Here is a 25,539-nt window from a genome sequence, read left to right on the forward strand (position 1 = left end):
GGGTCTGTAGCTCAGTTGGTTAGAGCGTTCGCCTGATAAGCGGGAGGTCGGTGGTTCAAGTCCACTCAGACCCACCAATCCTTTTGAATATTTAAGTTATTACCAAAAGGAGTTAAAATTGAACGTTCATACTTAAAGCTAATGTATGCAAGGAGAAGGGCGATTAGCTCAGTTGGTAGAGCACCTGCCTTACAAGCAGGGGGTCACTGGTTCGAGTCCAGTATTGCCCACCAATGATTAAACGATTAAAATTACCAATTTAAATAATAGTTAAAGCCTGTTCTTTAACAATTTAGAAAACTAGACAGATAATTCTGTTAGTTAATTTAGGATAATAAAGTTATCCTGGCATTAATTTAATAGAAAGATAAATTATTTGTTATATTAAAACTTTTTAGGGTTGTATGGTTAAGTAATTAAGTGTACACCGGTGGATGCCTTGGCAGTCAGGGGCGATGAAGGACGTATTAACTTGCGATAAGCCTAGATAAGGAAGTAAAATCCGCTTGAGTCTGGGATTTCCGAATGGGGAAACCTATACACGCAAGTGTATATCATAATGTGAATATATAGCATTATGAAGTAAATCGAGGGAACTGAAACATCTAAGTACCTCGAAGAGTAGAAATCAATATGAGATTCCGAAAGTAGTGGCGAGCGAAATTGGAGTAGCCCTTAAACTATTAATGTATTAGGTGAAAGCTCTGGAAAGTGCTGTGATACAGGGTGATATCCCCGTAACCGACAGTACATTATTAGTGAAATCGAGTAAGGCGGGACACGTGATATCCTGTTTGAATATGGGGGGACCATCCTCCAAGGCTAAATACTACTGACTGACCGATAGTGAACTAGTACCGTGAGGGAAAGGTGAAAAGAACCCCTGTGAGGGGAGTGAAATAGAACCTGAAACCGTGTACATACAAGCAGTAGGAGCGCTGTTATTCAGTGTGACTGCGTACCTTTTGTATAATGGGTCAGCGACTTATATTCAGTGGCAAGGTTAACTGCATAAGGGAGCCGAAGGGAAACCGAGTCTTAACTGGGCTATTTTAGTCTCTGGATATAGACCCGAAACCAGGTGATCTAGCCATGAGCAGGTTGAAGGTTGAATAACATCAGCTGGAGGACCGAACCGACTAATGTTGAAAAATTAGCGGATGACTTGTGGTTAGGGGTGAAAGGCCAATCAAACCTGGAGATAGCTGGTTCTCCCCGAAAGCTATTTAGGTAGCGCCTCGGATGAATACTACTGGGGGTAGAGCACTGTTAAGGCTAGGGGGTCATCCCGACTTACCAACCCTTTGCAAACTCCGAATACCAGTAAGTAATGTCCGGGAGACACACGGTGGGTGCTAACGTCCATCGTGGAAAGGGAAACAACCCAGACCGCCAGCTAAGGTCCCTAATTTGTAGCTAAGTGGGAAACGATGTGGGAAGGCTTAAACAGCTAGGATGTTGGCTTAGAAGCAGCCATCATTTAAAGAAAGCGTAATAGCTCACTAGTCGAGTCGGCCTGCGCGGAAGATATAACGGGGCTAAGCTACAAACCGAAGCTGCGGCAATATAACCAACTGGTTATATTGGGTAGGGGAGCGTTCTGTAAGCTGTTGAAGATATGTCGTAAGGCATGTTGGAGGTATCAGAAGTGCGAATGCTGACATGAGTAACGATAATGAGGGTGAAAAACCCTCACGCCGGAAGACTAAGGGTTCCTGTCCAACGTTAATCGGGGCAGGGTAAGTCGACTCCTAAGGTGAGGCCGATAGGCGTAATCGATGGTAAACGGGTTAATATTCCCGTACTTTTTGCAATTGCGATGGGGGGACGGAGAAGGCTAGGTGTGCCTGGCGACGGTTGTCCAGGTTCAAATATGTAGGCGAATAGTTTAGGGAAATCCGGATTATTTTACGCTGAGATATGATGTCGAGCTGCTATGGTAGTGAAGTCATTGATGCCATGCTTCCAGGAAAATCCTCTAAGCTTACAGATTGTAAAGAATCGTACTCTAAACCGACACAGGTGGTCAGGTAGAGAATACCGAGGCGCTTGAGAGAACTCGGGTGAAGGAACTAGGCAAATTGGTACCGTAACTTCGGGAGAAGGTACACTTTTAACGGTGAAGTTCTTTGCGAATATAGCTGTTGAAAGTCGCAGATACCAGATGGCTGCAACTGTTTATTAAAAACACAGCACTGTGCAAAATCGTAAGATGAAGTATACGGTGTGACGCCTGCCCGGTGCCGGAAGGTTAATTGATAAGGTTAGACTTATAAAAAGTCAAAGCTTTTGATCGAAGCCCCGGTAAACGGCGGCCGTAACTATAACGGTCCTAAGGTAGCGAAATTCCTTGTCGGGTAAGTTCCGACCTGCACGAATGGCGTAATGATGGCCATGCTGTCTCCACCCGAGACTCAGTGAAATTGAAATTGCTGTGAAGATGCAGTATACCCGCGGCTAGACGGAAAGACCCCGTGAACCTTTACTACAGCTTGGCACTGAATGTTGAACTTATATGTGTAGGATAGGTGGGAGGCTTTGAAACCAGTACGCTAGTATGGGTGGAGCCGACCTTGAAATACCACCCTTATATGTTTGATATTCTAACTTAGCCCCGTTATCCGGGGTGAGGACAGTGTCTGGTGGGTAGTTTGACTGGGGCGGTCTCCTCCTAAAGAGTAACGGAGGAGCACGAAGGTGGGCTAATCACGGTTGGACATCGTGAGGTTAGTGCAATGGCATAAGCCCGCTTAACTGCGAGAATGACAATTCGAGCAGATGCGAAAGCAGGTCATAGTGATCCGGTGGTTCTGAATGGAAGGGCCATCGCTCAACGGATAAAAGGTACTCCGGGGATAACAGGCTGATACCGCCCAAGAGTTCATATCGACGGCGGTGTTTGGCACCTCGATGTCGGCTCATCACATCCTGGGGCTGGAGTCGGTCCCAAGGGTATGGCTGTTCGCCATTTAAAGTGGTACGCGAGCTGGGTTTAGAACGTCGTGAGACAGTTCGGTCCCTATCTGTCGTGGGCGTTGGAAGATTGAAAGGGGCTGCTTCTAGTACGAGAGGACCGAAGTGGACGAACCTCTGGTGTTCGGGTTGTATCGCCAGATGCATTGCCCGGTAGCTAAGTTCGGAATCGATAACCGCTGAAAGCATCTAAGCGGGAAGCGAGCCTTAAGATTAGTCTTCCCAGGCACATATGTTGTCCTGAAGGGTTGTTCAAGACTAGGACGTTGATAGGCAGGGTGTATAAGCATTGTGAAATGTTAAGCTAACCTGTACTAATTGCCAGGCTTATAATTTTGGAGGGAGTGGTAGTTCAGCTGGTTAGAATACCGGCCTGTCACGCCGGGGGTCGCGGGTTCGAATCCCGTCCACTCCGCCAAAAATTACTTTTTTCTCCATAAGGTGCTATTAATGTAGTTTAATACTATATTTCTAACTTCTTGAATACATGTTTCAGTAGAAATTTCTAATTGATATTTTAGTTTTCCAATACTTAATAATTTACCTAATGTTTCTTTTGAATTTTTTGTTTGATTACGATTAATTTCGAACCATAGTTTTAGGAAATTATTACTCCTATGTGTGATTATTTCTATTTCACGCCAATAGCCATGATATGGTCCCATTGTTGGAACAAATTCAAATTTTTGTATGAATGGAGAAATAAAACCTTCAATCGTTTCGCATTTTACGTGACGAATACGCAATCCTTGTTCCTCAAGTACTGTGAAAATTTGATCCATTAATGCATCAGGACGTACTGTAAGTAATTCTTTATTACTTATTGAATTTATAGACATAGAGGTATGTATTTTTGTTTCAAGCCATACCTTTGTATTATTAATGGTAATTGGTGTGTTCCATGGTACATTCATACTTATATTGAAATCTCGAATTTCTCCAGATTTAATATTGAAAGGGAATGCTAGGTTCCAATTAGATAGGGTGTGTGATCGAGATATTTTAATAAAGTGTTTTTTATAGAAAAAGTTATCTTTTTGAGTATGCTTTTTTTCAAAATAATGACAATATAGTTTTAAATTAATATTACTAATAATTTGTTTTTTATGTTTTCCATGAATATTGATTTTAATATTAATATCTTTTCCTGGAAAAAGTACTGCTTGTTGTATAATTGAATTAGCTGTTATAAAACTGTTCTCAAAACTTGCTAGGATTTTTTTAAAAAATGACATGAAGAAAATAGCTCCTAGATAAAGATTACACATAATAACCTTAGACTTATTTAAAATTAAAATCTTTCTTTTATTATTATTGTTTATGTTAGTATGCTAATTTACTGGTTCTTGCTTGAATAATAATAATGATTATTCATGGTTTTTTCCATTAAAATATAATAATAAGATATTGATATTATTACTGATATAGATGTTATCTATCTTGATTGAGTTAGATAAAAAACTAAAACAAATGGATTTACTCAATGCTTTAGATATAATTTTTATGTTATTAAAAATGGTTTTTATTTATATGCTTTAGTAAGTAGTTAATAGATTTAAATAATTTAATTAGGTTAATTAGGAGAAAGTTATAACCACATGAATCAGGATAGAATTCCTATTAAAAATATTATGCTGCAATCAGCGAAGCGAAAATCTAATAAAGAAAATCCTGATAGATTCAATCTTGGCAATCATATCTATGTTCGAAAAAGTAAAGGGACCTTTCAAAGGTTACGCCGTTATGTTGCTTGTTTTTTATTATCCCTGTTTTTTTTTCTACCATGGTTTAGTTATAATGAACGTCAGGCTATTTTATTAGATATTGGTAATCAACAAGTTAACTTTTTTTGTATTACTATCTATCCACAAGATCTTAAAATATTATTTTTTTTTCTCTTGATTATTTTATTCAGTTTATTTTTTTTAACTATGTTTGTGGGTAGAATATGGTGCGGTTATTTTTGTCCACAAACTATTTGGTCATTCATATATATTTGGTTTGAAGAAAAATTTGAAGGATCCGCTAATAAGCGTCGTAAACAGGATTCTTCTGTTCTTACTATTAATATTATTATAAGAAAAATAACTAAGCACGTTTTTTGGATATTAATAGCTTTTCTTACAGGTTTAACTTTTTTGGGTTATTTTTTACCTATCAAGGATTTAATAAGTAATTTTTTTTCTTTTAATTCTAGTTTTTTGGTTTTATTATTTTCTGTATTGACGTATATAAATTCGGCTTGGATGCGTTCAATTATTTGCATTCATGTATGCCCCTATGCTCGTTTTCAATCAGTTATATTTGATAAAAACACTTTGATGGTTGCTTACGATGTTAATCGTGGTGAAAATCGTGGAAAACGTTCAAGACAAGTAGATTCTGAAAACTTAGGACTAGGAGATTGCATTAATTGTAATCTTTGTGTTCAAGTTTGTCCAACTGGTATTGATATTCGTGATGGTTTGCAATATGAATGTATTAATTGTGGTGCTTGTATTGATGCATGTAATAAAACCATGTCTTATATGGGATACAAACCTAATCTTATTAGTTATATAACTAAAAATCGTTTATTAAGTTTGAATACTAAAATAATAAAAACAAAGTTATTTAGCTGCATTATTCTATTATTATTTATGGTTGGTCTTTTTTTGCTAGAGATTATTAATCTTAAACCCATAGGCTTAACTGTATTACGTGATCGTAATCAGCTATTTAAAAGTAATTATTTAGGTGAAATTGAAAACACTTATATACTAAAAATTATCAATAAAACAAAAAAGTCGAAGAAATATTATTTAGATATAAAAGGTTTAAACAACATTTCTTGGTACGGTAAACGACTTGTTCAAGTAAGACCTGGAGAAGTATATAATGTTCCATTGAGTTTGGGTATTTATCCAGATAGATTAAATTTACCAGTTACAAAAATTCAATTTATAATTTCAGATGATGAAGATTTTAATGTTTCAGTTGAAAGTCGATTTATTAAAGGATTTTAAGATATAAAATTCAATAGATAATACATTTTTTAAAAATTTGACTTGTTTTTTTTATGATATCTATGTAAAGTGTCCAGATAAAGAAGTACCTAATAGAAAAAGTTTATCTATATAATTTTGGTATTCTCAAAGTGTTTTTTATATTACATAAGAAAAAAAGCTCGATAACCTTGAGAAGATCGATTTAGGCTGATATCAATATAGTAATAGGTTTTTATTGAAATGAAAAAAATAATCGTGATAATGATGACAAGTATTATCATAAGCTTAAGTGCTCATACAGCTCCATTTTATCAGGAAGGAAAAGACTATACAATATTAAATTCTGAAGTATCTCGTGAACCAATTATAACTGAGTATTTCTCTTTTTACTGTTCACACTGCGATTCATTAGAACCAGTGATTATGCAGTTAAAGAAAAAATTTTCACATGTACAATTTCAAAGAAAACATGTATCCTTCATGGGTGGAGAAATGGCCATTCCTATGAGTAAAGCCTATGCAACTATGCTTGTTTTAAATGTTGAAAAACAAATGGTTCCGATATTGTTTAATCGTATTCATGGTGTAAGAACTCCTCCTAAGAATAATACTGAGTTACGTCAAATTTTTATCGATGAAGGTATTGATGGCAATAAATATAATAAAGCATTTAGCAGTTTTATTGTTGATTCAATGGTACGTCGTTTTGATAAAGAATTTCAAAAAAGTCACCTTAAAGGAGTACCTTTAATTATTGTAAATAATCGATATCTTGTTAAATCCCAATCAGTTAGAAGTATAGATGATTATGTTGGTTTGATACGTTATTTATTAAATAAATAAACTAAAACGCAAAACTTTATAGTTTATTTAATTCATTCATTAACATTCATTACATTAAATAAATAGATACTGCTAACTTGTGCGTGTTGATTATTTTTTTATTTTTTCTGTTCTCTAGATAAAAAAAACCAACACGTTAATCCTAATAGGATTGTAATGCTATTTCCCACGATAATAACTATAATATTTCTTGCATGCTTTATCTTTTTTTCAGACTCAACCTTTATCCCAATTTTGTTATTTTCTTTCTGTTCTTCTGTCTGTAATATACTTTGATTTTGTTCTGGAATAATAAAGCTTAATGGACGGTTAGACTCGATATCATTTGCGTATACATGTCCATACCATCTGATGTTCTTTTTATTTTCAAGCTCAATTGTTAGTTTAGTATCTTCATTTTTTGCCATTCCTTGAATTGTAGTTATTGTGTTCTTTTTTTTATTATGATACGTAATGGATGCAGCTAAAGAGCCTGGAACAATAGTTCCATTTTTCCCAGAAAATACAATTCTATGTGGTGTTTCTTCTTGTTCTGATTGAATAAATTTAATTTGTATAGGGTTAGGATAAATAAAAGTCTCTTGTTCTCGAGCTCTTAAAAAAATTCCATTGCCTGATGTAATTCTAACTTTATATTTACCAGGTTTTGCTTTAATTAATAAAGGAACAGTAAATACCCCATCTCTTGGATATTCATCTAATCCTCGACCGTCATCAGAAAATTGTTCAATTATTTTTGGTGCTGATTGTGCTTTTTTTTTGAACAAGAAAATTTTTTTTTCAAGAAATTTAGTAAAAGTAATGTTTAGATTAAGTTCTTCTAGAAAATCTTCTAAAAGAAGAGGTTTCCTATCATTTAATAATCTAGCAGTAAATTTAATTGTTTCACCATTAAAAAAATGACTAGGTAAAGGATCTGTTTCAATTGTTAAATTAGAAATAAGTTTAATCTTATTTTTAGGAGTTACTTTACCTATAGCTTGCCATGGTCCTGGCATTGGTTTATCAATCGATATAATATCCATATCTGATGTATGGTACCAATGTACATTTTTATGTTTTTTCCATGAATAATATTTTTTCCCGTCAGGACGAATGAGAATAACAGGCTGTGTTAACTCTGTACGATAAATGATAAAAGTTATTTGTTTAATAGCAGGATCTACTCGAAATCGATTATTTAGTAGTGATATTGAGGAGGATATTTCATTTGAAAAGCTATTACTTATAAAAAATAGTATTTTTAATAAAACTATCAGTCTCAATGTTTAAACTCCTTATAGGTGATAAAACAATGAATTATTGCATTTAGTATTAAACTGTATTTCCTTTTTTTCTTCTTATTATTTGAGAAATATCTAAGTTTTTTTATTAGTCAATCATCTATCAATATTAATTTTTTTATTAAATCCATAAACAATTTCCAGATTTTTTAAGAAAAGTTAATCTCTTTTCATGCTCTTCTATTTCATTAGATGTAGCAAATAAAATTTTTAAAGTTCTTTTTTTGGTATCATTTGTTTTCATTAATTGTTTTTTTTTGAATCAGAAAACTTAAAATTTAAACTAGTTTGTCCCCCTGTCATTGCTAAATATACATCAGCAAGAATTTCTGCATCTAGTAATGCACCATGAAGAACACGTGAAGAAATGTTAATATTATAATGCTTAGCTAGTGAATCTAGATTTTTTTTAGCTGGAATATTTGGCGTTTTTTTAGCAATAGCAAGTGTATCAGTTATTTTACAATAATCAGTTATTTTACCAATTTTTTTATTAAGCATTGAAAATTCTTGGTTTATAAAACCGATATCGAAAGGAGCATTATGAGCTATGAGTTCTGTATCTTTAATAAAGGCTAAAAACTCTTGATGAATATCATGGTATTTAGGTTTATTCATCAAGAATTCATTAGTAATGCCATGAATTTTAATCGCATCAGGATGAATATTACAATCTGGTTTGATATAAACATGAAAATTATTTCCAGTGCGTTTACGGTTAATTATTTCAACCGCACCAATTTCTATGATTCTATGTCCATGATAATGCGCACGGCTATCTTTATTAATACCTGTCGTTTCTGTATCTAAAGCAATAAGACGTTTTTTACATATAGAATTGTTATTTCTAGTACTCATAGTTAATTTTATGCACAATATGATTAATTTAGTTAATTTTAATAATACCAAATTATGATAAAACAAGTACAAATTTTTACAGATGGTTCTTGTTTAGGAAATCCAGGTCCTGGTGGTTATGGAATTATTTTACGCTATAAAAATTTAGAAAAAATAGTAAAAAAAGGTTATATATTAACTACTAATAATCGAATGGAAATTCTTGCAGTTATTGTCGCATTACAAAATCTTAAAGAATCTTGTAGCATTGTGTTAACAACAGATAGTAAATATGTACGTCAAGGAATTACTCAGTGGATTCATAATTGGAAAAAATCTAATTGGAAAACTGTAAACAAAAAACCTATAAAAAATCTTGATCTTTGGAAAAGATTAGATCAAGTAGTTTTGCTACACCAAATACAATGGTGTTGGGTAAAAAGTCATTCAGGTCACAAGGAAAATCAAAGGTGTGATAGATTAGCTTATTTATCTGCAAAAAATCCAACTGAAGAAGATATTGGATATCAAAATTCAGTTAACTGTATTAATTAATTGTAGATTTAACGGTTTTACTAGTTATTGCTGATGATATTGGTCCTCTTAATTTCCAATTAAGTTTAATTGGGTGAAGTAAATAAGTTCGTTTTCTTGCTATAATAAAATATAAACTTTTGATTGGTGAAGTCCAATTACCTAAGTAATGTTCAATAAACCAATAGAACCAACTATTTTGATAGTTTTGAATAGGTAGTAATTAATGCATAAGAGTCAAAATAAATTACTTGATAATTAAGTAGTACTAGCAATTTTTTGATTTAATAGTAATAAATTATTTTTCTTAAATGGATCCAGTTAGTTAGTCCAAGAAAGCTAATTGGATTAAATCCAGTAAGAATCAAATAACCATTATCAACCATAACACGATTCACTTCGTGAAATGTTTGATGAGGTTTTATGCAGTAATTAAGTTGATGGAATAAAATTACAGCATAAAAGCTTTTTTCTAAGAAAGGTAGTTGCATCCTCATTTGCTATGATATGGAACTTGCTATGAAGATCTAGGTTTACTTGATGATGTATCTTGCAGTTATAACTAGTAAGCTCACAACTTAATCCACCTAGTTTGAGCATATGATAGCCAAATAGTTTATCGCACCAAGTAATCCAATCGAGTTTGAATTGTTGATTTGAGCCAGTGACTATTTTTGAGTTGTAACCATGAATAAGGTTTCTTAATTTTTTATTTTTCAAGAACATAATTCAAGTTCATCCAATTTGTTTTCATTATAATGAGTATTAATAGTTTTAGATTTGAAAGTATATGAGTCTATTAAAATTTTTAATTATTTTTCATTATGAATTTTATTAAAAAATACAGATAATTTGCTATTAATTTATTGATAGTGTTTAATATACTTATGCTGATTTTTACTAAAACTAGGAATCAGGAGGTATTGATTTATAAATATTTTATTATTTGATAAATTATTTGTTCTTTGAATTAGTTTAGTTGTTGTTTTATATTTTTTAGCAAGCAAAATTAAACTATCTCCTGCTTTTACTTGATAGCAAATTACTTTTATTCCTTTCCCTTGATGCTTTTTGATATTATCATTAAAAGACTGTATAGAATCAATTGGTAATAATAGTTGATAGGGACCATCGGGTGCTGTTATATATTGATTATAAGCTGGGTTTAACTTTTGTAATTTTTGAATAGATATACCTGCATATTTAGCTGCCACAGTTAAGTCCAGTTGTATTTTAGGATTAACTAATTTAACTACTGGTTTATTTGCAACAGCTGGAATTTTTATACCGTATTTTTCAGAATTAGAAATAATGTCAGCTAGTGCTAAAAGCTTTTGCACATAACTAGTGGTTTCTTTTGGTAAATCAAGTGATAAAAAATCAATTGGTTTTCCGAGTCTATTATTTTTTCGAATAGCGCTAGATATACGTCCTCCGCCACTATTATAAGCTGCAATTGCTTGTTTCCAGTTTCCATTAAAACGTTTATTTAAATGGGTCAGATAATCAAGCGCCGCATCTGTAGAAGCTGCCACGTCAAGTCTGCCATCATACCAAAAATTTTGTTCTAATCCGTAGCTTTTTCCTGTATTTGACAAAAATTGCCAAAGTCCAGAAGCCTTCTCTTGAGAGTAAGCTAATGTATCAAATGAACTTTCAATAACAGGAAGTAAAGCAAGTTCCAATGGCATATTACGTTGTTCAATTTTATCAATAATAAGGTATAGAAATGGTTCAGCACGTTTTGATACTGTGTTTAAGTGATTAGGATTCTTAATATACCAATTTCGATAACGTTCTATTGTTTCATGATTTGGAATTTCCATTTTTAGTTGCATGGCAATCCGTTTCCAAGCGTCTTCTTGAGATTGAGGTGTTGAGAGAATAGAATTTTCCTGAATCTCTACCTGAGATTGATTGATTCTTAATTTTTTCTCAGCTTTTTTTTCAGCAATATCAGTTGGTAATGAAAAAAAAGTTTTTGGGGATTGGGTTAATTGACATCCTGTTAAGAAAAACAAAAAAAAATTACATAGTATCCTCATTGTACAATCCTTGCTGTTAATTCTGCATTAGCTTTATAACGATTTTTTGATTATTAGATAAGAATTTACATTTAGGTAAACTGCGCAAAACTATATAATATAATAAAAGTTATCCTTTTTTAATATTATTAGTTATTTTTAATATAGTAATACTATTATAAAATAACTAATGTTTTTAGTTCGACATAAATTAACATTACTTAATAATACTGCTGGACTTTTTTTTATCTTTAAGCTAGCTTCATTTTTATTCTCCTTAAACTTAAAATAGCAGTGATGAAATTTTATAATTATACGTAATCAGATTTTAGAACATATCAGTCAATTTATTTATATGCAGATTAATTTTAGTTATGAGTATTTTAATCTGGATCAACTAATTTCAGTTAAGGTAATTATGTCAGGGAATAGCATAGGCCAAAATTTTCGAGTGACAACGTTTGGAGAAAGTCATGGCATTGCACTAGGATGTATTGTTGACGGATGTCCACCTAAACTGGAAATTAAAGAATCAGACCTGCAGAAAGATTTAGACCGTCGTCGTCCAGGTGCTTCCTGTTATACAACAGAGCGTTCTGAGCTTGATGAAGTAAAAATCTTATCTGGTATTTTCAATGGAAAAACAACAGGTACTCCTATTGGTTTATTAATTAAAAATTCTGATCAGTGTTCTGACGATTATTTAGAACTTAAAAATAAATTTAGAGCAGGTCATGCAGATTATACGTATTATCAAAAATATGGTATTCGTGATTACCGAGGTGGTGGACGTTCTTCCGCTCGTGAAACAGCTATGCGTGTCGCTGCTGGTGCAATTGCTAAAAAATATTTAAAACAAGAATGTGGTATACAGATTCGTGCGTATTTATCTCAAATTGGTCATATTTCAATAGATAAGGTTGATTGGAACGAAATAGATAATAATATATTTTTCTGTCCTGATATCGATAAAGTTAATGCGTTTAAAAAATTAATTGATCAATTAAAAAAAGAAGGTGATTCTATTGGTGCTAAAGTAAATGTAGTTGCAACTAATGTACCAGTTGGGTTAGGCGAACCAGTATTTGAACGGTTAGATGCAGATATTGCTCATGCCTTAATGAGTATTAATGCAGTAAAAGGTGTTGAAATAGGGGATGGTTTTAACGTTATTCAAAAAAAAGGTAGTGAGAATAGAGATTTATTGACACCTAATGGATTTTCTAGTAATCATGCTGGTGGAGTTTTAGGTGGAATTTCTACTGGTCAAGATATAATTGCTAAGATTGCGCTAAAGCCAACTTCAAGCATTTCTATCGTTGGAGAAACTATTACGATGGCAGGTAATTTGACTCAATTTATTGCTAAGGGCCGTCATGATCCATGTGTTGGTATTCGTGCAGTTCCGGTTATAGAAGCTATGCTTGGAATTGTTTTGCTTGATCATTTGCTTCGTCATCGAGCACAGAACTTTAGAGAAATGAATGAAAAATCTAATTTTTAAATGTGAAGAAGACCTTCATTAGAAATATTTCTATAGAAAGTTATTGGAATTTTTATGGTGATTACCTTAAAAAGTAATAAACATATTCTTATTTTTGATTCAGGTGTCGGTGGTTTATCTATTTATAAGGAAATAAAATTTATTTTACCTAATCTTACTTGTACTTATATTTTTGATAATGAAGCTTATCCTTATGGTGAATTAACACAGAATGTAGTAATCAAACGAGTTACTTCTTACGTTAGCAGTTTTATAAAAGCTTACCCTATTGATTTAGTTGTTATAGCTTGCAATACTGCAAGTACAGTAGTTCTTCCTGTATTAAGAGAAAAGTTATCGATTCCCTGTGTTGGTGTTGTACCAGCAATTAAGCCGGCATCTATTTTAACTAATAGAATAATTGGACTTATTGGTACATTGTCTACTGTTAATTGTCAATATACTAAGAATTTGGTTAACAATTTTGCAAAAAAAAACACTGTTAAAATGTTGGGTTCAACCAGATTAGTTAATGTAGTAGAAGAAAAAATTAGAGGTAAAAAGGTTAATATCAATGAATTAGCTGAAATATTGATGCCATTAATTGGGAATATTGATGTTCTTGTTCTTGGTTGTACGCATTTCTTATTAATTAAAGAAGAAATTCAACTTGTTTTTGGGGATAAAGTTATATTAGTAGATTCAGGAAAAGCTATTGCAAAAAGAGTAAGAGAACTGTTAGGTATATCAAAAGATTTAGAATTTAAAAAAGACAGGAAGGACTTAATTTACTGTAGCACACGTCCTTGGAAGCAAGATATACTGAACGATGTGCTACATGATATTGGGTTTTGCTCTGTTAGGATTCGTTTACTCCAATGTGTTTAGGATCGTTAGCAATACGCACTTTTAGGGTTCGTTGCATATAATCTATTCCATTAAGTGCATTGATCGTTTTTGTAGCATCATCAGAAGCAATAACTATAAAACCGACTCCTTTTCTTTTTCCTGTACGTTTATCTTTCATTAAACGAACAGCAAATACTTCAGCATGTTTAGAAAAAAGTTCTTTTACATTAACTTCATTTGCTTTATAGGGTAAATTTCCTACATAGAGTGTTATCGTTTCAGTATTGTTTTTGCTAGCAAATTTAAAAATACAAATAGAAGTGAAGACACCGATAATAAAAGAAATTGATGGTGGGATTGTTGTTAATTGTGAGAAAATAATTCCACCTAATATTGCTAAGGTGATAGTCATCAAGAAGAGTTTATAAGATTTCATAATTGGAATACTACATTTTTTATAAATTATGGAAAAAAAGTTCGTTACAACGAACCGGACATAAGAAAGTCTACGTGGATACTTAATATTTTCCAACATATTGATGTGATATATTTCAAATGTTCAAATTTTATTTAATAAATTTAAAGTAAAATACATGTTATTTTTTAGCAATTTGTTTATTTCAGTCTAGATGCTATATAAAAAAATAGGTAATTATATATTACTTATCATGTTTAAAATATTTATTATTATATACTATTACTTACCTATTTTAATTTTCATAGAAGGACAGTTTTATGGATATGTTATCTACAGCAACTGTGCTTTTTCTAATCATGGATCCACTTGGTAATTTACCTATTGTTTTGTCTATGCTTAAGAATTTAGACTCAGTTCGTAGACGAAAAGTATTAATTCGTGAATTATTAATTGCATTGTTTATATTAATAATATTCCTATTTTTAGGTGAGAGCATAATGACCTTTTTGCGCTTAGAACATGGAACATTAAGTATATCAGGTGGTATTATACTGTTTATTATAGCAATTAAGATGATATTTCCAGCAAGCAGTAATAATAGTGTAGTAAAGGATGAAGAGCCATTTATTGTTCCTATAGCGATTCCACTGATTGCTGGTCCTTCTGTTATTGCTGCGTTACTGTTGCTTTCCAGTCAGTATCCAGAAAGTTTACTAAGCTTGTTATGCGCGTTACTGATAGCTTGGATAGCAACTTTTTTAATTTTAATATTTCATGGTTTTTTTCACCATATTCTAGGAGAGAAAGGTTTAAAAGCCTTTGAAAAATTAATGGGATTAGTATTAGTAATGATTTCAATTCAGATGTTGATTAATGGAATTAAAAATTATGCAATTTTAGGTAGTAGCTAGAAATGATTTTTAATTTGACTCATAATCCATGCATTGTGTTAAGTAAAGTAAAGATAGGTCCTTTACGAGCTATTAGATATGAATAAGTGATACCTTTTCCTTTGAAATTTAATTTATTATACTCTATTTTAATTCGTGTTTTTTAACAAGAAATTTATTCTATATTTTATTGTAAATGAGGTACGATTTTAGATAAATAATTATAGTTTTTAATATTCATCTTGTAGTAATAAGTCGTTATAAGTATTACAAAATAATTTTTCTTACTAATGTCAATAGCATTATTGATATTTTTTTGTTGCTAAGTTCAAATAATGTTATTGTGTTGACTAATTAATCATATATAGTATTTACGATTTTATTTAATTTTTAAGGAGATACAATTCCAAACCTTGAAAAATATAGTGCACAAGGAATAGAAATGAAGTGTTTAAGTATTCGAAATGAATATGTTCGCAGTATTTTAAGACGAAGAGATTTAAATCCTGATCCTATTGAACAATTTAAATTATGGTTGCAGCAATCTATTGATGAACAAGTAATTGATTCTACAACAATGACAATTGCAACAGTTGATAAAAATAATCAACCATTTCAACGTATTGTATTACTAAAAGGTATTGATACGAATGGTTTCGTATTTTATACGAATTTTTCTAGCCGTAAAGCTAAGCAGATTGCATTGAATAAAAAAGTAAGTTTACTATTTTTTTGGGGCAAAATGGAACGCCAAGTACATATTACTGGTATAGCAAAAAAAATGAGTTTAAAAGAGAATATAAGATATTTTTATTCACGACCAAAAGAAAACCAGATTGCTTCTCTTGTAAGTAAGCAAAGCAGTAAAATTACTTCTTATAGTATTTTAGAAAATGCTTTTCTAAAATTGAAAAAAAAATTTGATCAGGAAAATATTCCAGCCCCAAAATTTTGGGGTGGATTTAGAATTAATCCAGAAACTATTGAGTTTTGGCAAGGAGGAAAGTACAGACTTCATGACAGGTTCTTATTTTCAAGAAATAATAATCATTGGACTATTGATCGGTTAGCTCCTTAAGTTTTCTTTTACTTTATCCTATGCTAATTCCTATTTCTATCTTAGAGTAAATATATTTTTGCTTTATTTTTCAGATTAAAATTCTATAATTACAATTTAGTTAAATTAAAATAATATGAGGAAAATAAATTATTTTAGTCTTTTTTTGAAGGGTGTACTTATCGGTGCAGCTGATATTATTCCTGGAGTTTCTGGAGGTAGTATTGCTTTAATTGTCGGTGTTTATGATACTTTTCTTAAAAATATTAGATCTATCAGTTTGTGTCTTTTTTCGGCTTGTAAAAATGATGGTTTTCCTCCTTCCTGTCAGGATATTAATGTTTCTTTTCTAGTTGTTTTATTTTCCGGGATACTAACAGGTATTCTTATATTAGCGAGGTTAGTTAATTGGCTTGTACTCACTTACTCAATATTAATTTGGTCATTTTTCTTTGGACTGATTTTAGCATCAGTCTTTGTTTTGATTAATGAAATAGAACATCTTAGCGACTTCTTTCATCCTTTATTCCTAATGTTTGGTAGTGCTGTTTCATATAGCATTACAGTATTTAAGCCAATTGAACTTTACTTTAATAACCTTATTTTATTTTTTACTGGTTTGATCTCGGTGTGTGCAATGATTTTACCAGGTATTTCCGGAGGGTTAATTTTACTTCTAATTGGGATGTATTTTCCTATTCTTGAAGCTGTTCAGTTGTTTCAATTTGATGTATTAATGATTTTTTTTTCTGGTTGTGTAGTTGGACTTCTTTCTTTTTCTCATTTAATTTACTTTTTATTAAAACGATTTAGGGATTATACATTAATATTTTTAGCAGGTTTAATGTTTGGTACATTACCTAAATTATGGCCTTGGAAAAAAACTACTTCTTGGTATACTAACTATAAGGGTGACCAGGTTCCATTGTCTCAGAATAATCTCTCTCCATTTAAGTTTGAATCCTTATTTTCTGAGTCATCTCAACTTTTTTATGCTGTGATCTTTATGTTTTTAGCTATTTTTTTCGTTTTAGGATTAAAAAAACTTTCATCTCAAGAATAGTTGACCTATCTTTATATTTTTTTTGAAGTGATTTTTAAACATTAGCTCTGGATACATTTATAGCTTTGATCTTTATGCAATAAAAAACAACGATAGTTGATTAAAAAAGATGATTTATGAATTTAAGTATCCTAATATGCATGTTTTTTCGATGCATATTTATCATTCTAATTATTAATTAGCTTCATTTATTTATTGAACTAATCTAGTTATTTTCGCATTGCTGGAAATAAAATCACATCTTTAATATTGTGAGTATCAGAAAATAACATAACTAAGCGATCAATACCTATTCCCTGACCTGCTGTAGGGGGTAGACCGTATTCTAATGCAGTAATATAATCAGCATCATAATACATTGCTTCATCATCACCCGCATTTTTTGCATAAACTTGAGACTTAAATCGAGCATTTTGATCTTCTGAATCATTTAATTCTGAGAAACCATTTGCAATCTCATGACCAGCAACAAAAAATTCAAATCGATCAGAAAAAAATGGATTTTTATCATTATGACGAGCAAGAGGAGAAATATCTGCTGGATAGTCAGTAATGAATGTTGGTTGAATAAGGTAAGGTTCTACTGTTTCAGTGAATATCTTTTCAATCAATTGACCGCAAGTAAAAAACCGTTCAATAGTAATATCTATGGATTTTGCTATTCTAAGCATTAGGTTATGATTTTGAAGATCCTTTTCTTTTAAACTTTGAATCTGAGCATGATTTATATTATAGCGCCTAATAGATTCAAACATACTCATACGGACATAAGGACCAGAAAATTCTATTTTTATATTTCCATAGCTTATTGAGGTTGAACCCAGGACTTCAAGTGAAATAGAGCTTAACATATTTTCAGTAAAGTTCATGAGTTCATTATAATCAGAATATGCTTGATAGAACTCTATCGTTGTAAATTCTGGATTATGATGTGGAGATAACCCTTCATTACGGAAATTTCTATTTATTTCAAATACTCGTTCAAACCCTCCAATAACTAATTGTTTTAGATATAATTCGGGTGCAATGCGTAGATATAAGTCACTATTTAAAGCATTGTGATGCGTAACGAATGGACGTGCTGTAGCACCACCAGGAATTGTATGCATCATTGGAGTTTCAACTTCTATATAGTTATTAGATATCATAAAGCTACGAATAGCAGCTATCAATTTAGAACGGATGATGAATACTTCACGAGATTTTTTGTTAACAATCAGATCAATATAACGATGACGGTAACGAATTTCTTGATCAGATAAACCATGGAATTTTTCTGGTAATGGATGAAGTGCTTTAGTTAATAATTCATACGTCTTGGTTTTGATATATAAATCGCCTTTTTTAGATTTATCTAGAATGCCTTTAATACCAATAATATCTCCTATATCCAATTGTTTATATCGATTTTTTAACTCTGTTTGAAGAGATTTATTTAAATATATTTGGATACATCCCGATATTTCTTGAATGACTAAAAAAGGTCCGCGTTTTGCTATAATACGACCAGCAACAGATACTGAATACTTAAGTTCCTTTAACTCCTCTTTAGTATGATTAGAGAATTGAACTTGAAGATCATTAGCGAAATTATCACGACGAAAACTATTTGGATATCCATTAGAATCACAATTCTTTCGTATATGTTGTAGTTTCTTACGTCGTTCTTTAGTTAATGTACTTTCTTCTTTGGTATGCTGCTTATGTTGAATCGAATCTATCATAATATTTATGTACATCTCATAGTAATAATACTTACAATCCAGCTTTCAGGCTTGTTTCAATGAATTTATCTAAATCACCATTAAGAATAGCTTGTGTATTACGGCATTCTAAACCTGTACGAAGATCCTTGATTCGTGAATTATCTAGTATATAAGAACGAATCTGATTTCCCCATCCAATATTTGATTTGATTTCTTCATCAGCTTGCTTTTTAGCATTTTGCTTTTGTTTTTCTAGTTTAAATAGTTTAGAACGTAATTGTTTTATCGCTTGATCTTTGTTTTTATGTTGGGAACGCTCATTTTGACATTGTACCACTATGTTTGTTGGTAGATGAGTAATTCGAACAGCAGATTCTGTGGTATTTACATGTTGTCCTCCTGCTCCTGATGCTCGATAGACATCGATTCGTAGATCAGACAGTTTAAGATTAACTTCAATATTGTTGTCAATATCTGGATAAACAAAAGCAGATGCAAAGGAAGTATGACGTCGGTGATTTGCATCAAATGGTGATTTCCTCACCAGTCGATGGATACCAGTTTCAGTTCGGAGCCAGCCATAAGCGTATTCACCAAAAATGCGAAGAGTAGCACTTTTTAGTCCAGTGATTTCCCCTTCAGATGCCTCTATTATTTCTATTTTAAAACCTTTTGTTTCTGCCCAGCGTGAATACATCCTAAGTATCATCGAAGCCCAATCTTGTGCCTCTGTTCCACCAGAACCTGATTGTATATCCATGTAACAGTTTAAAGAATCATACTCAAGAGAAAACATTCGACGAAATTCTAGTTTTTTTAATTGAATATTAAGTTGATCAAGTTCAAATGTAATTTCCTCTAATATTTCTTGATCTTGTTCATCAATAGATAATTGAAATAAAGTGAAAAGGTCCTGAATATTTTGATCAAGTGATTCAATTGTTGTAACTACTATTTCTAATGAAGAACGCTTTTTAGCTAAAATTTTTGAATAATCAGATTTTTGCCAAACATTAAGACACTGAAGTTCTTTATTAATCTCTTTTAAATTTCTTTTTTAGTTTCATAGTCAAAGATACCTCCTCATAATATTAGTTCGTTCAGAGAGATTTTGAAGACGATTTTTAATTTGATTAATTAGAACCATAATTCCTCAGTGGTATGAAATTTAAATGAATAGCAAAATAACTATAAATAAAAAATCAATCTATTTTGTAATACTTTTCAGACTTCGTTTACTTTTGATATAGAATTCAATTAGAAACATGCTAATTATTGTTATTGTTGTTGGTAATAACCAGGTCATTCCAACTTCGAAAAAAGGAAATGATTTAAATATTTCAATGTCAAAACCAGCTATTTTTATTGAATCAACAATGGAAAATATAAGTGCAACGAAGGTAACTACACGGTAAACTATTTTAGGATGTAGTAATTTCTTACGTAAAAATGCAAGAGTAACAAGAGCGATTAGTACTGGATACAGTGTGAAAAGAACAGGGGTTGATAATGTAATTAAATTAGAAAGGCCTATGTTAGCTACCACTGAACAAGCAATGCCGTTAATAATGACCCATTTTTTATATGAAATGGAGGTTAGTGAACTAAAGTAATCAGAACAGGATGAAACCAAACCAATAGCGGTAGTTAAGCAGGCTAGAAATACAACTAATGAAAGTGCTATTTGCCCATAAGAGCCAAATAACGCTTTAACATATAAGGATAATATTACAGCACCATTATCAGGATTAGATATTAAATATGAACTAGTAGAACCTAAATAAAATAGTGATACATAGACAAATGTAAGACCAAAAGCAGCAATTAATGCTGAAATGATTAAATACTTAGCTAATGAATTAGGTTGATTGATTCCTTTATTACGTAAAGCATCAACAAGTAGTACTCCAAACATTAAAGCAGCAAATGTATCCATGGTATTATAACCCTCTAGGAAGCCTTTTTGCAGAGCATGTGTTAAATATTCACCTTGTGCAGGGATGATTTCACCTTGAGGATTTAGCATTACTGCTATTGCTAGTATAATTAAACTTATCAAAAGTATAGGCGTTAGTAGATTGCCAATAATATTAATTAAATTTCCTCTAGACCAAGCAAATAGTGTAGTAATTGCAAAAAAGATAAAGGAAAATAGAGCTAAGTTTAACTCATCTTGTGTATTAGTTAAAAAAGGCTTAACAAGCATTTCATAAGCTACAAGACCAGTTCGAGGAGCTGCAACAGCAGGTCCAATAATAACAAACATTGAAACAGAAATGATTAGCGCCACACATTTTGGAAGATCTTGAGAAACATCTTTCCAGGAACCACCTCTTATTGCGAGAGCAATAAGAGTTATAATAGGTAGTCCAACAGCTGTTATTAAAAATCCAAAGGTAGATAAAAGTACTTTATCACCAGACAGATGACCAGATAATGGAGGAAATATAATATTTCCAGCTCCCAGGAAAAATGCGAATAACATAAATCCTAGTGAAACAATATCTGTCAGTTTCAAAGTTTGTTTCACAGCTAATCCTTATAATTTATAAATTCTATTTAATTAAATAAGCCCAAAAATAAGCGTATATTTTGTATACCGGATGATAATGAATCAATCCTTTTAATTTATCTGAAAAAAGTAAAATAACATATTTTTTAAATAAAACGCAAAATTAAACGCAAAATTAGATGCATAAAACTATATCTATTTTAGATTACGATATTTAATTTTTAGTTTTTTTTGATGTGTTTATCAATATCTTTTTTTGTTGCATAAAAAACTATTAGTTCGAATATAAACAATAATAAAATTGCTTGCTAATCTTTAAAGCGATTTCTAGAATTTTTATATTCATAATGCGCGTGCTTTGAACCAAGATTATATAGTCTATCTAGATATTTTTTTTCTTTTATTAGTTCTTTTTCAGGAATTTCACGATACCAATGATTTTTTATTTTATTGATTCGAGTATTCCAACGATATCCTCGTTCTTTAAGAGAGTCTTTTACAGAAAAAGGAGCACCAAATGCTCGAACTACAATCGTTTTTTGTTTTGATTTGGAAAGCAAATTTAACAGAGATTCTGGCAATAAATGAAATAACCAAACCATAGATAAACAATCATTAACTGCTCTATGACCGTCATAGAACCAGCCAAGACGTAGTAATAAGTGCTCTAATTTATAACTTTCAAATCCTAAAGTTTTCCAATCAACTTCATTAGCTGAACAAGCCCATGAAAAATTTTTTAATTTTGTAAAGCGCTTTTCAAAGAATGGACGATCAAATTGAGCATTATGAGCTACTATCATCGGGTCATTGTCCAGCCAACTAGCCACTAATTGATCATCAATAAATTTTCCATGCAGCATTTCATCTGTAATTCCTGTCAACCGTTTGACAAATTTAGAAAGAGGATTAGTAGGTTCTTCATAGAGGTTTATAACATCCAAAATAGACACAATGCAACCTTGTGATGGACTATACAAACTTCTTACCATACCCAACTCAATTATAGTATCATTTTTTTCAGAAAGACCAGTAGTTTCTGTATCTAAAAAAACAATAGGTAATTCATCTCCAATTGGTGACGATAGCTGTAATGGCCAAGTTTGTTCTGCTTTAGTTAAAGAAATACGTTCAATTAGTTGAAAATCATCAGGTCGAGTTAAGATTTCTGTAATTCGCTCTAAAGGAAATATTGCACGTTCTTTTTTCATTTTAATGATCTATTTTTTGGATTATTTTTTCTGATTGATATAAGGTTGCCAGGTTAATATTATCAAGAAAAACATTATATGAGTAATTATTACTTTCTTAGAATTATTTAAGAGAACAAATTTGTTGCCAAAGTAAATAGCGTTCTTTCTTATTACCAATGATTTTTTCTAATAAAGGTGAAACTAAAGATTTCTTTATAGTGTTTCTAATAGGCGGATGGCCAGCAAACCAAATCCATTTTAGTTGGTTTGCTTCGATATAATTAAAATATTCTGGTAAAACATGACAAGCTTCTGATGGATTTAATTGCATGCTTTTTAATACATTTTCAAATAGTTTAGCTGTTTCATTTTCAGGATAAACTGGAGATACTAATAGAAAATTAAAATAAGACGGCAAGGTAATTTGATTTAATTGATAGCCAGATAATTTTTCAGGATGTGCCAAAATCCATTGAGTAATGCCCATTTCTTTTAGGTAATTAAAATAATTGCTTGATGAAGTATTTTTTTTCATCGTTTAAAAAAACTAGTATATGGTACTGGTAAAAATAATAAGTGTATACTAACAGTATATGCTTTGTTTAGTTTGTAATTATAACATTTGCTTTAGTTATTTGTTATAAATATGAATATTGTATCATTTTGTTCTTAGATAAAATGCGATTGCAATATACTAGCAGTAAAGCAGGTTCTCAAATAGAAACCTCTAGGAAATGTTTTGATTAATTTTCCATCAGTACCGTAAGCATTGGTACGTACTTGGCTATTTGCTGCTTTTGGTCGCAGTTGTAATACTTCGCCATGTCGAGCAGTTATTTGTTCTATTTGACCTAAAGCAATCATGTCAATAATTTCTTCCCAATCAGTTTTTAGTTGTAATTCTTGTGTTTTTGAAGGAGACCAAAGTATTGGATATCCTATTAAACGTTTGGATAATGGTATTTCGCGTTTACCTTCAACTGGAATCCATAGAATTCGTGATATTTTTTTCCGAAGATAGCTTTGTTCCCAGCTAAGTTCATGTACTTGAACTAAAGGCGCGATACATATAGAGGTTGTTTCTAAAGGTTGGCCTTTATGTCCTATAGGTATGCTTTTAAGTTCAATTCCTAGATGTTCAAAATCTTGTTTTGGTTTATTTCTCGAACAAGCACCTAAATGCCATTCTAAAAGTTGACCTATCCATCCTTTATCTTTAATTAAGTTTGATGGTACTAGCATATTTGCTTCAATCGCGAGCTCCAAGACAGTAAATCCAGCTATATTTCTTGCCCTTTCAAATAATTCTTCTTCAGATTTTGGAGTTGTTTTCATAATATAATTATATCAATAGAGGGTAGGGAAATTATAATAATAAACAATAGATTTTTTATAGATTTACTCCTATTTTTTAAGATAGCAGATAAATTATTTCAGTTGTAATTTTATTTGAGGTTTGTTTAGTGATAGACAATAATGGTTACCGCTTAAATGTAGGAATTGTAATTTATAATAATCATAGCCAGGTTTGCTGGGCTAAAAGATATAAGCAACATTCGTGGCAGTTTCCTCAAGGTGGAATTCATAAAGGAGAAACTGCTGAACAGGCAATGTATAGAGAACTTTATGAGGAGCTAGGATTAAAAAAAAGAGATGTAAAAATTGTAGCAAGTAGTCGTTATTGGTTACGATATAAACTACCAAAAAGATTGGTAAGATGGAATTCAAAACCTATTTGTATTGGACAAAAACAAAAATGGTTTTTGTTAATTCTCGATTGTGATGAATCACGCATTAATATGCAGCTGGGAAATGTTCCTGAATTTGATGGTTGGAGATGGGTAAGTTATTGGTATCCAGTAAGGCAGGTAGTTTCTTTTAAACGAGATGTATATCGACGTGCAATGAAAGAATTTTCTAGAATAGCAATGCCTTTTAAAAATAAAAAATACAGTAATTGATAAGAATTTTAATAACTTGATGCTAGTGCTTTAGATTTTTTTAAAAATACTTTACATTAAGTGCTCTTTTATAAGCTATTTTTAAATTATTACTGCCCAGTAGTAAAGGAAAATTCTTTAATGTATGAAAGTTTTTTAGTATTTCCTAATCTTGACCCTATATTATTTTCTCTTGGTCCATTTTCGATACGTTGGTATGGATTAATGTACCTAGTTGGTTTTATATTTGCTATCTGCTTTGCTAAATATCGTGTACGTTGCTTAGATATCGATTGGACTTCTGATCAAATATCTGATCTATTGTTTATTAGTTTTATTTCAGCTATTTTAGGAGGTCGTATTGGTTATGTTCTATTTTATAAATTTAATTTCTTTCTTAATAATCCTTTATACATTTTTAAAATATGGATGGGAGGAATGTCTTTTCATGGTGGTTTATTAGGAGTTATTAGTGCAATATTTTGGTATTCTAAAAAAAATAAATGTAATTTTTGGAGTGTAGCAGATTTTGTTGCTCCACTAGTTCCATTTGGTTTAGGAATGGGCCGTATCGGTAATTTTATTAATAGTGAGTTGTGGGGAAGAGTAACTGACGTGCCTTGGGCTATTATTTTTCCCAATGGAGGCAATCTCCCTCGCCATCCTTCTCAATTATATGAATTTTTTCTTGAGGGTTTAGTATTATTTTTAATAATCAATTGGTTTACTAAAAAAACACCTCCTGTGGGTTCTGTATCAGGATTATTTTTAGTAGGATATGCTACATTTCGATTTTTTATTGAATATTTTCGTGAACCTGATGAACATTTAGGTTTATTTTTTGGATATACTACAATGGGACAGATTTTATCTTTACCTATGTTTATTATTGGGATATTAATAATATTGTATTCTTATATATTTTTTAGAAAGCAACAGGTTTAATT

General features: G+C 31.4%; 19 protein-coding genes, 3 tRNA genes, 1 rRNA gene and 3 pseudogenes. 14 read left to right on the forward strand and 12 right to left on the reverse strand.

Features of this window, described 5'->3' with window-relative positions; all coding sequences use genetic code 11:
* The 4 genes from O1U_RS02920 to O1U_RS02935 all read left to right on the forward strand — a co-directional run bounded on the left by O1U_RS02920 (position 1) and on the right by O1U_RS02935 (position 3,391).
* Positions 1-77 (forward strand) — tRNA-Ile (locus tag O1U_RS02920).
* An 80-nt stretch (positions 78-157) separates the two neighbouring features.
* Positions 158-233: transfer RNA gene (locus O1U_RS02925), tRNA-Val, on the forward strand.
* 173 nt (positions 234-406) lie between these two features.
* Positions 407-3,310, forward strand: a 23S ribosomal RNA gene (locus O1U_RS02930).
* A gap of 4 nt (positions 3,311-3,314) precedes the next feature.
* Positions 3,315-3,391 (forward strand) — tRNA-Asp (locus O1U_RS02935).
* Positions 3,392-3,395: 4 nt separating this feature from the next.
* Here the strand turns inward: O1U_RS02935 and O1U_RS02940 are convergent.
* Positions 3,396-4,208 carry a sporulation protein gene (locus O1U_RS02940; RefSeq protein WP_040356548.1) on the reverse strand — a complete coding sequence of 271 codons (813 nt, stop codon included), beginning with the start codon at positions 4,206-4,208 and terminating at the stop codon, positions 3,396-3,398.
* Positions 4,209-4,571: 363 nt separating this feature from the next.
* Here O1U_RS02940 and ccoG point away from each other — a divergent pair, with 363 nt between their 5' ends.
* A complete protein-coding gene (ccoG, locus tag O1U_RS02945) occupies positions 4,572-5,978 on the forward strand; it encodes a cytochrome c oxidase accessory protein CcoG (protein ID WP_016503912.1) in 1,407 nt (468 codons plus the stop codon).
* A 222-nt stretch (positions 5,979-6,200) separates the two neighbouring features.
* Positions 6,201-6,803, forward strand: coding sequence for a thiol:disulfide interchange protein DsbA/DsbL (locus O1U_RS02950; protein ID WP_016503913.1), 603 nt, complete (start codon positions 6,201-6,203; stop codon positions 6,801-6,803).
* 98 nt (positions 6,804-6,901) lie between these two features.
* Here O1U_RS02950 and O1U_RS02955 read toward each other — a convergent pair whose 3' ends face one another.
* Positions 6,902-8,068, reverse strand: coding sequence for a TIGR03503 family protein (locus O1U_RS02955; RefSeq protein WP_016503914.1), 1,167 nt, complete (start codon positions 8,066-8,068; stop codon positions 6,902-6,904).
* 139 nt (positions 8,069-8,207) lie between these two features.
* Positions 8,208-8,944, reverse strand: a pseudogene (dnaQ, locus tag O1U_RS02960) (DNA polymerase III subunit epsilon).
* Positions 8,945-8,998: 54 nt separating this feature from the next.
* Between dnaQ and rnhA the strand changes: the two are divergent.
* Positions 8,999-9,478, forward strand: a complete 480-nt coding sequence (gene rnhA / locus O1U_RS02965) for a ribonuclease HI (RefSeq protein ID WP_016503916.1) — start codon at positions 8,999-9,001, stop codon at positions 9,476-9,478.
* Between the two features lie 263 nt (positions 9,479-9,741).
* On the opposite strand, the gene O1U_RS05020 is transcribed toward rnhA, so the two are convergent.
* The gene (locus O1U_RS05020) at positions 9,742-9,948 is read right to left on the reverse strand and encodes a methyltransferase domain-containing protein (protein WP_420887247.1); all 207 of its coding nucleotides are present in this window, start codon (positions 9,946-9,948) and stop codon (positions 9,742-9,744) included.
* A 390-nt stretch (positions 9,949-10,338) separates the two neighbouring features.
* Positions 10,339-11,502 (reverse strand): annotated as a pseudogene (locus O1U_RS02975) (transglycosylase SLT domain-containing protein); the annotation flags it as partial.
* A gap of 397 nt (positions 11,503-11,899) precedes the next feature.
* Here O1U_RS02975 and aroC point away from each other — a divergent pair.
* Positions 11,900-12,985: a chorismate synthase gene (gene aroC / locus O1U_RS02980; RefSeq protein ID WP_016503918.1), complete on the forward strand. Its 1,086-nt coding sequence runs from the start codon at positions 11,900-11,902 to the stop codon at positions 12,983-12,985.
* Between the two features lie 54 nt (positions 12,986-13,039).
* Positions 13,040-13,852: a glutamate racemase gene (gene murI / locus O1U_RS02985; RefSeq protein ID WP_016503919.1), complete on the forward strand. Its 813-nt coding sequence runs from the start codon at positions 13,040-13,042 to the stop codon at positions 13,850-13,852.
* Here the strand turns inward: murI and O1U_RS02990 are convergent.
* Positions 13,824-14,249: an RNA recognition motif domain-containing protein gene (locus tag O1U_RS02990; RefSeq protein ID WP_034411865.1), complete on the reverse strand. Its 426-nt coding sequence runs from the start codon at positions 14,247-14,249 to the stop codon at positions 13,824-13,826. The two genes, murI and O1U_RS02990, sit on opposite strands and share 29 nt — an antisense overlap.
* A gap of 299 nt (positions 14,250-14,548) precedes the next feature.
* Between O1U_RS02990 and O1U_RS02995 the strand changes: the two genes are divergently transcribed.
* The 3 genes from O1U_RS02995 to O1U_RS03005 all read left to right on the forward strand — a co-directional run bounded on the left by O1U_RS02995 (position 14,549) and on the right by O1U_RS03005 (position 17,241).
* Positions 14,549-15,142, forward strand: a complete 594-nt coding sequence (locus O1U_RS02995) for a YhgN family NAAT transporter (protein WP_016503921.1) — start codon at positions 14,549-14,551, stop codon at positions 15,140-15,142.
* A gap of 421 nt (positions 15,143-15,563) precedes the next feature.
* Positions 15,564-16,199: a pyridoxamine 5'-phosphate oxidase gene (pdxH, locus tag O1U_RS03000; protein WP_016503922.1), complete on the forward strand. Its 636-nt coding sequence runs from the start codon at positions 15,564-15,566 to the stop codon at positions 16,197-16,199.
* 124 nt (positions 16,200-16,323) lie between these two features.
* Positions 16,324-17,241 (forward strand): DUF368 domain-containing protein, encoded by a 918-nt coding sequence (locus tag O1U_RS03005; protein ID WP_040356599.1) that lies wholly within the window; start codon positions 16,324-16,326, stop codon positions 17,239-17,241.
* A gap of 209 nt (positions 17,242-17,450) precedes the next feature.
* Here O1U_RS03005 and lysS read toward each other — a convergent pair whose 3' ends face one another.
* From lysS to mutH, 6 genes and pseudogenes are all read right to left on the reverse strand, one after another.
* Entirely contained in the window at positions 17,451-18,965 is a 1,515-nt protein-coding gene (gene lysS, locus O1U_RS03010; protein WP_016503924.1) for a lysine--tRNA ligase, read from the reverse strand.
* Between the two features lie 31 nt (positions 18,966-18,996).
* Positions 18,997-20,094 (reverse strand): annotated as a pseudogene (gene prfB, locus O1U_RS03015) (peptide chain release factor 2).
* A 60-nt stretch (positions 20,095-20,154) separates the two neighbouring features.
* Positions 20,155-21,477 carry a branched-chain amino acid transport system II carrier protein gene (gene brnQ, locus O1U_RS03020; protein WP_016503926.1) on the reverse strand — a complete coding sequence of 441 codons (1,323 nt, stop codon included), beginning with the start codon at positions 21,475-21,477 and terminating at the stop codon, positions 20,155-20,157.
* A gap of 290 nt (positions 21,478-21,767) precedes the next feature.
* The gene (locus O1U_RS03025) at positions 21,768-22,670 is read right to left on the reverse strand and encodes a 3'-5' exonuclease (RefSeq protein ID WP_016503927.1); all 903 of its coding nucleotides are present in this window, start codon (positions 22,668-22,670) and stop codon (positions 21,768-21,770) included.
* 103 nt (positions 22,671-22,773) lie between these two features.
* Positions 22,774-23,187: a DNA polymerase III subunit psi gene (locus tag O1U_RS03030; RefSeq protein ID WP_016503928.1), complete on the reverse strand. Its 414-nt coding sequence runs from the start codon at positions 23,185-23,187 to the stop codon at positions 22,774-22,776.
* 134 nt (positions 23,188-23,321) lie between these two features.
* Positions 23,322-23,987 carry a DNA mismatch repair endonuclease MutH gene (mutH, locus tag O1U_RS03035; RefSeq protein ID WP_016503929.1) on the reverse strand — a complete coding sequence of 222 codons (666 nt, stop codon included), beginning with the start codon at positions 23,985-23,987 and terminating at the stop codon, positions 23,322-23,324.
* 128 nt (positions 23,988-24,115) lie between these two features.
* Here mutH and rppH point away from each other — a divergent pair, with 128 nt between their 5' ends.
* Positions 24,116-24,613, forward strand: coding sequence for an RNA pyrophosphohydrolase (gene rppH / locus O1U_RS03040; RefSeq protein ID WP_016503930.1), 498 nt, complete (start codon positions 24,116-24,118; stop codon positions 24,611-24,613).
* Positions 24,614-24,733: 120 nt separating this feature from the next.
* Positions 24,734-25,537 (forward strand): prolipoprotein diacylglyceryl transferase, encoded by an 804-nt coding sequence (gene lgt / locus O1U_RS03045; protein WP_016503931.1) that lies wholly within the window; start codon positions 24,734-24,736, stop codon positions 25,535-25,537.
* The last annotated feature ends 2 nt before the right edge of the window (positions 25,538-25,539 follow it).

It is taken from the genome of Candidatus Photodesmus katoptron Akat1, assembly GCF_000478685.1.
In the GTDB taxonomy this organism is placed as follows: Bacteria; Pseudomonadota; Gammaproteobacteria; order Enterobacterales; family Vibrionaceae; genus Vibrio; species Vibrio anomalopis.

Excerpts from the sequence above, each read along its gene's own strand:
- O1U_RS03025 (WP_016503927.1), bottom strand. The coding sequence starts at position 22,670 with ATGAAAAAAGAACGTGCAATATTTCCTTTAGAGCGAATTACAGAAATC.
- ccoG (WP_016503912.1), top strand. The coding sequence starts at position 4,572 with ATGAATCAGGATAGAATTCCTATTAAAAATATTATGCTGCAATCAGCG.
- lgt (WP_016503931.1), top strand. The coding sequence starts at position 24,734 with ATGTATGAAAGTTTTTTAGTATTTCCTAATCTTGACCCTATATTATTT.
- mutH (WP_016503929.1), bottom strand. The coding sequence starts at position 23,987 with ATGAAAACAACTCCAAAATCTGAAGAAGAATTATTTGAAAGGGCAAGA.
- O1U_RS02950 (WP_016503913.1), top strand. The coding sequence starts at position 6,201 with ATGAAAAAAATAATCGTGATAATGATGACAAGTATTATCATAAGCTTA.
- lysS (WP_016503924.1), bottom strand. The coding sequence starts at position 18,965 with ATGATAGATTCGATTCAACATAAGCAGCATACCAAAGAAGAAAGTACA.
- O1U_RS02940 (WP_040356548.1), bottom strand. The coding sequence starts at position 4,208 with ATGTCATTTTTTAAAAAAATCCTAGCAAGTTTTGAGAACAGTTTTATA.
- aroC (WP_016503918.1), top strand. The coding sequence starts at position 11,900 with ATGTCAGGGAATAGCATAGGCCAAAATTTTCGAGTGACAACGTTTGGA.
- murI (WP_016503919.1), top strand. The coding sequence starts at position 13,040 with ATGGTGATTACCTTAAAAAGTAATAAACATATTCTTATTTTTGATTCA.
- O1U_RS05020 (WP_420887247.1), bottom strand. The coding sequence starts at position 9,948 with ATGCAACTACCTTTCTTAGAAAAAAGCTTTTATGCTGTAATTTTATTC.
- O1U_RS03030 (WP_016503928.1), bottom strand. The coding sequence starts at position 23,187 with ATGAAAAAAAATACTTCATCAAGCAATTATTTTAATTACCTAAAAGAA.
- O1U_RS02990 (WP_034411865.1), bottom strand. The coding sequence starts at position 14,249 with ATGAAATCTTATAAACTCTTCTTGATGACTATCACCTTAGCAATATTA.
- pdxH (WP_016503922.1), top strand. The coding sequence starts at position 15,564 with ATGAAGTGTTTAAGTATTCGAAATGAATATGTTCGCAGTATTTTAAGA.
- O1U_RS02995 (WP_016503921.1), top strand. The coding sequence starts at position 14,549 with ATGGATATGTTATCTACAGCAACTGTGCTTTTTCTAATCATGGATCCA.
- rnhA (WP_016503916.1), top strand. The coding sequence starts at position 8,999 with ATGATAAAACAAGTACAAATTTTTACAGATGGTTCTTGTTTAGGAAAT.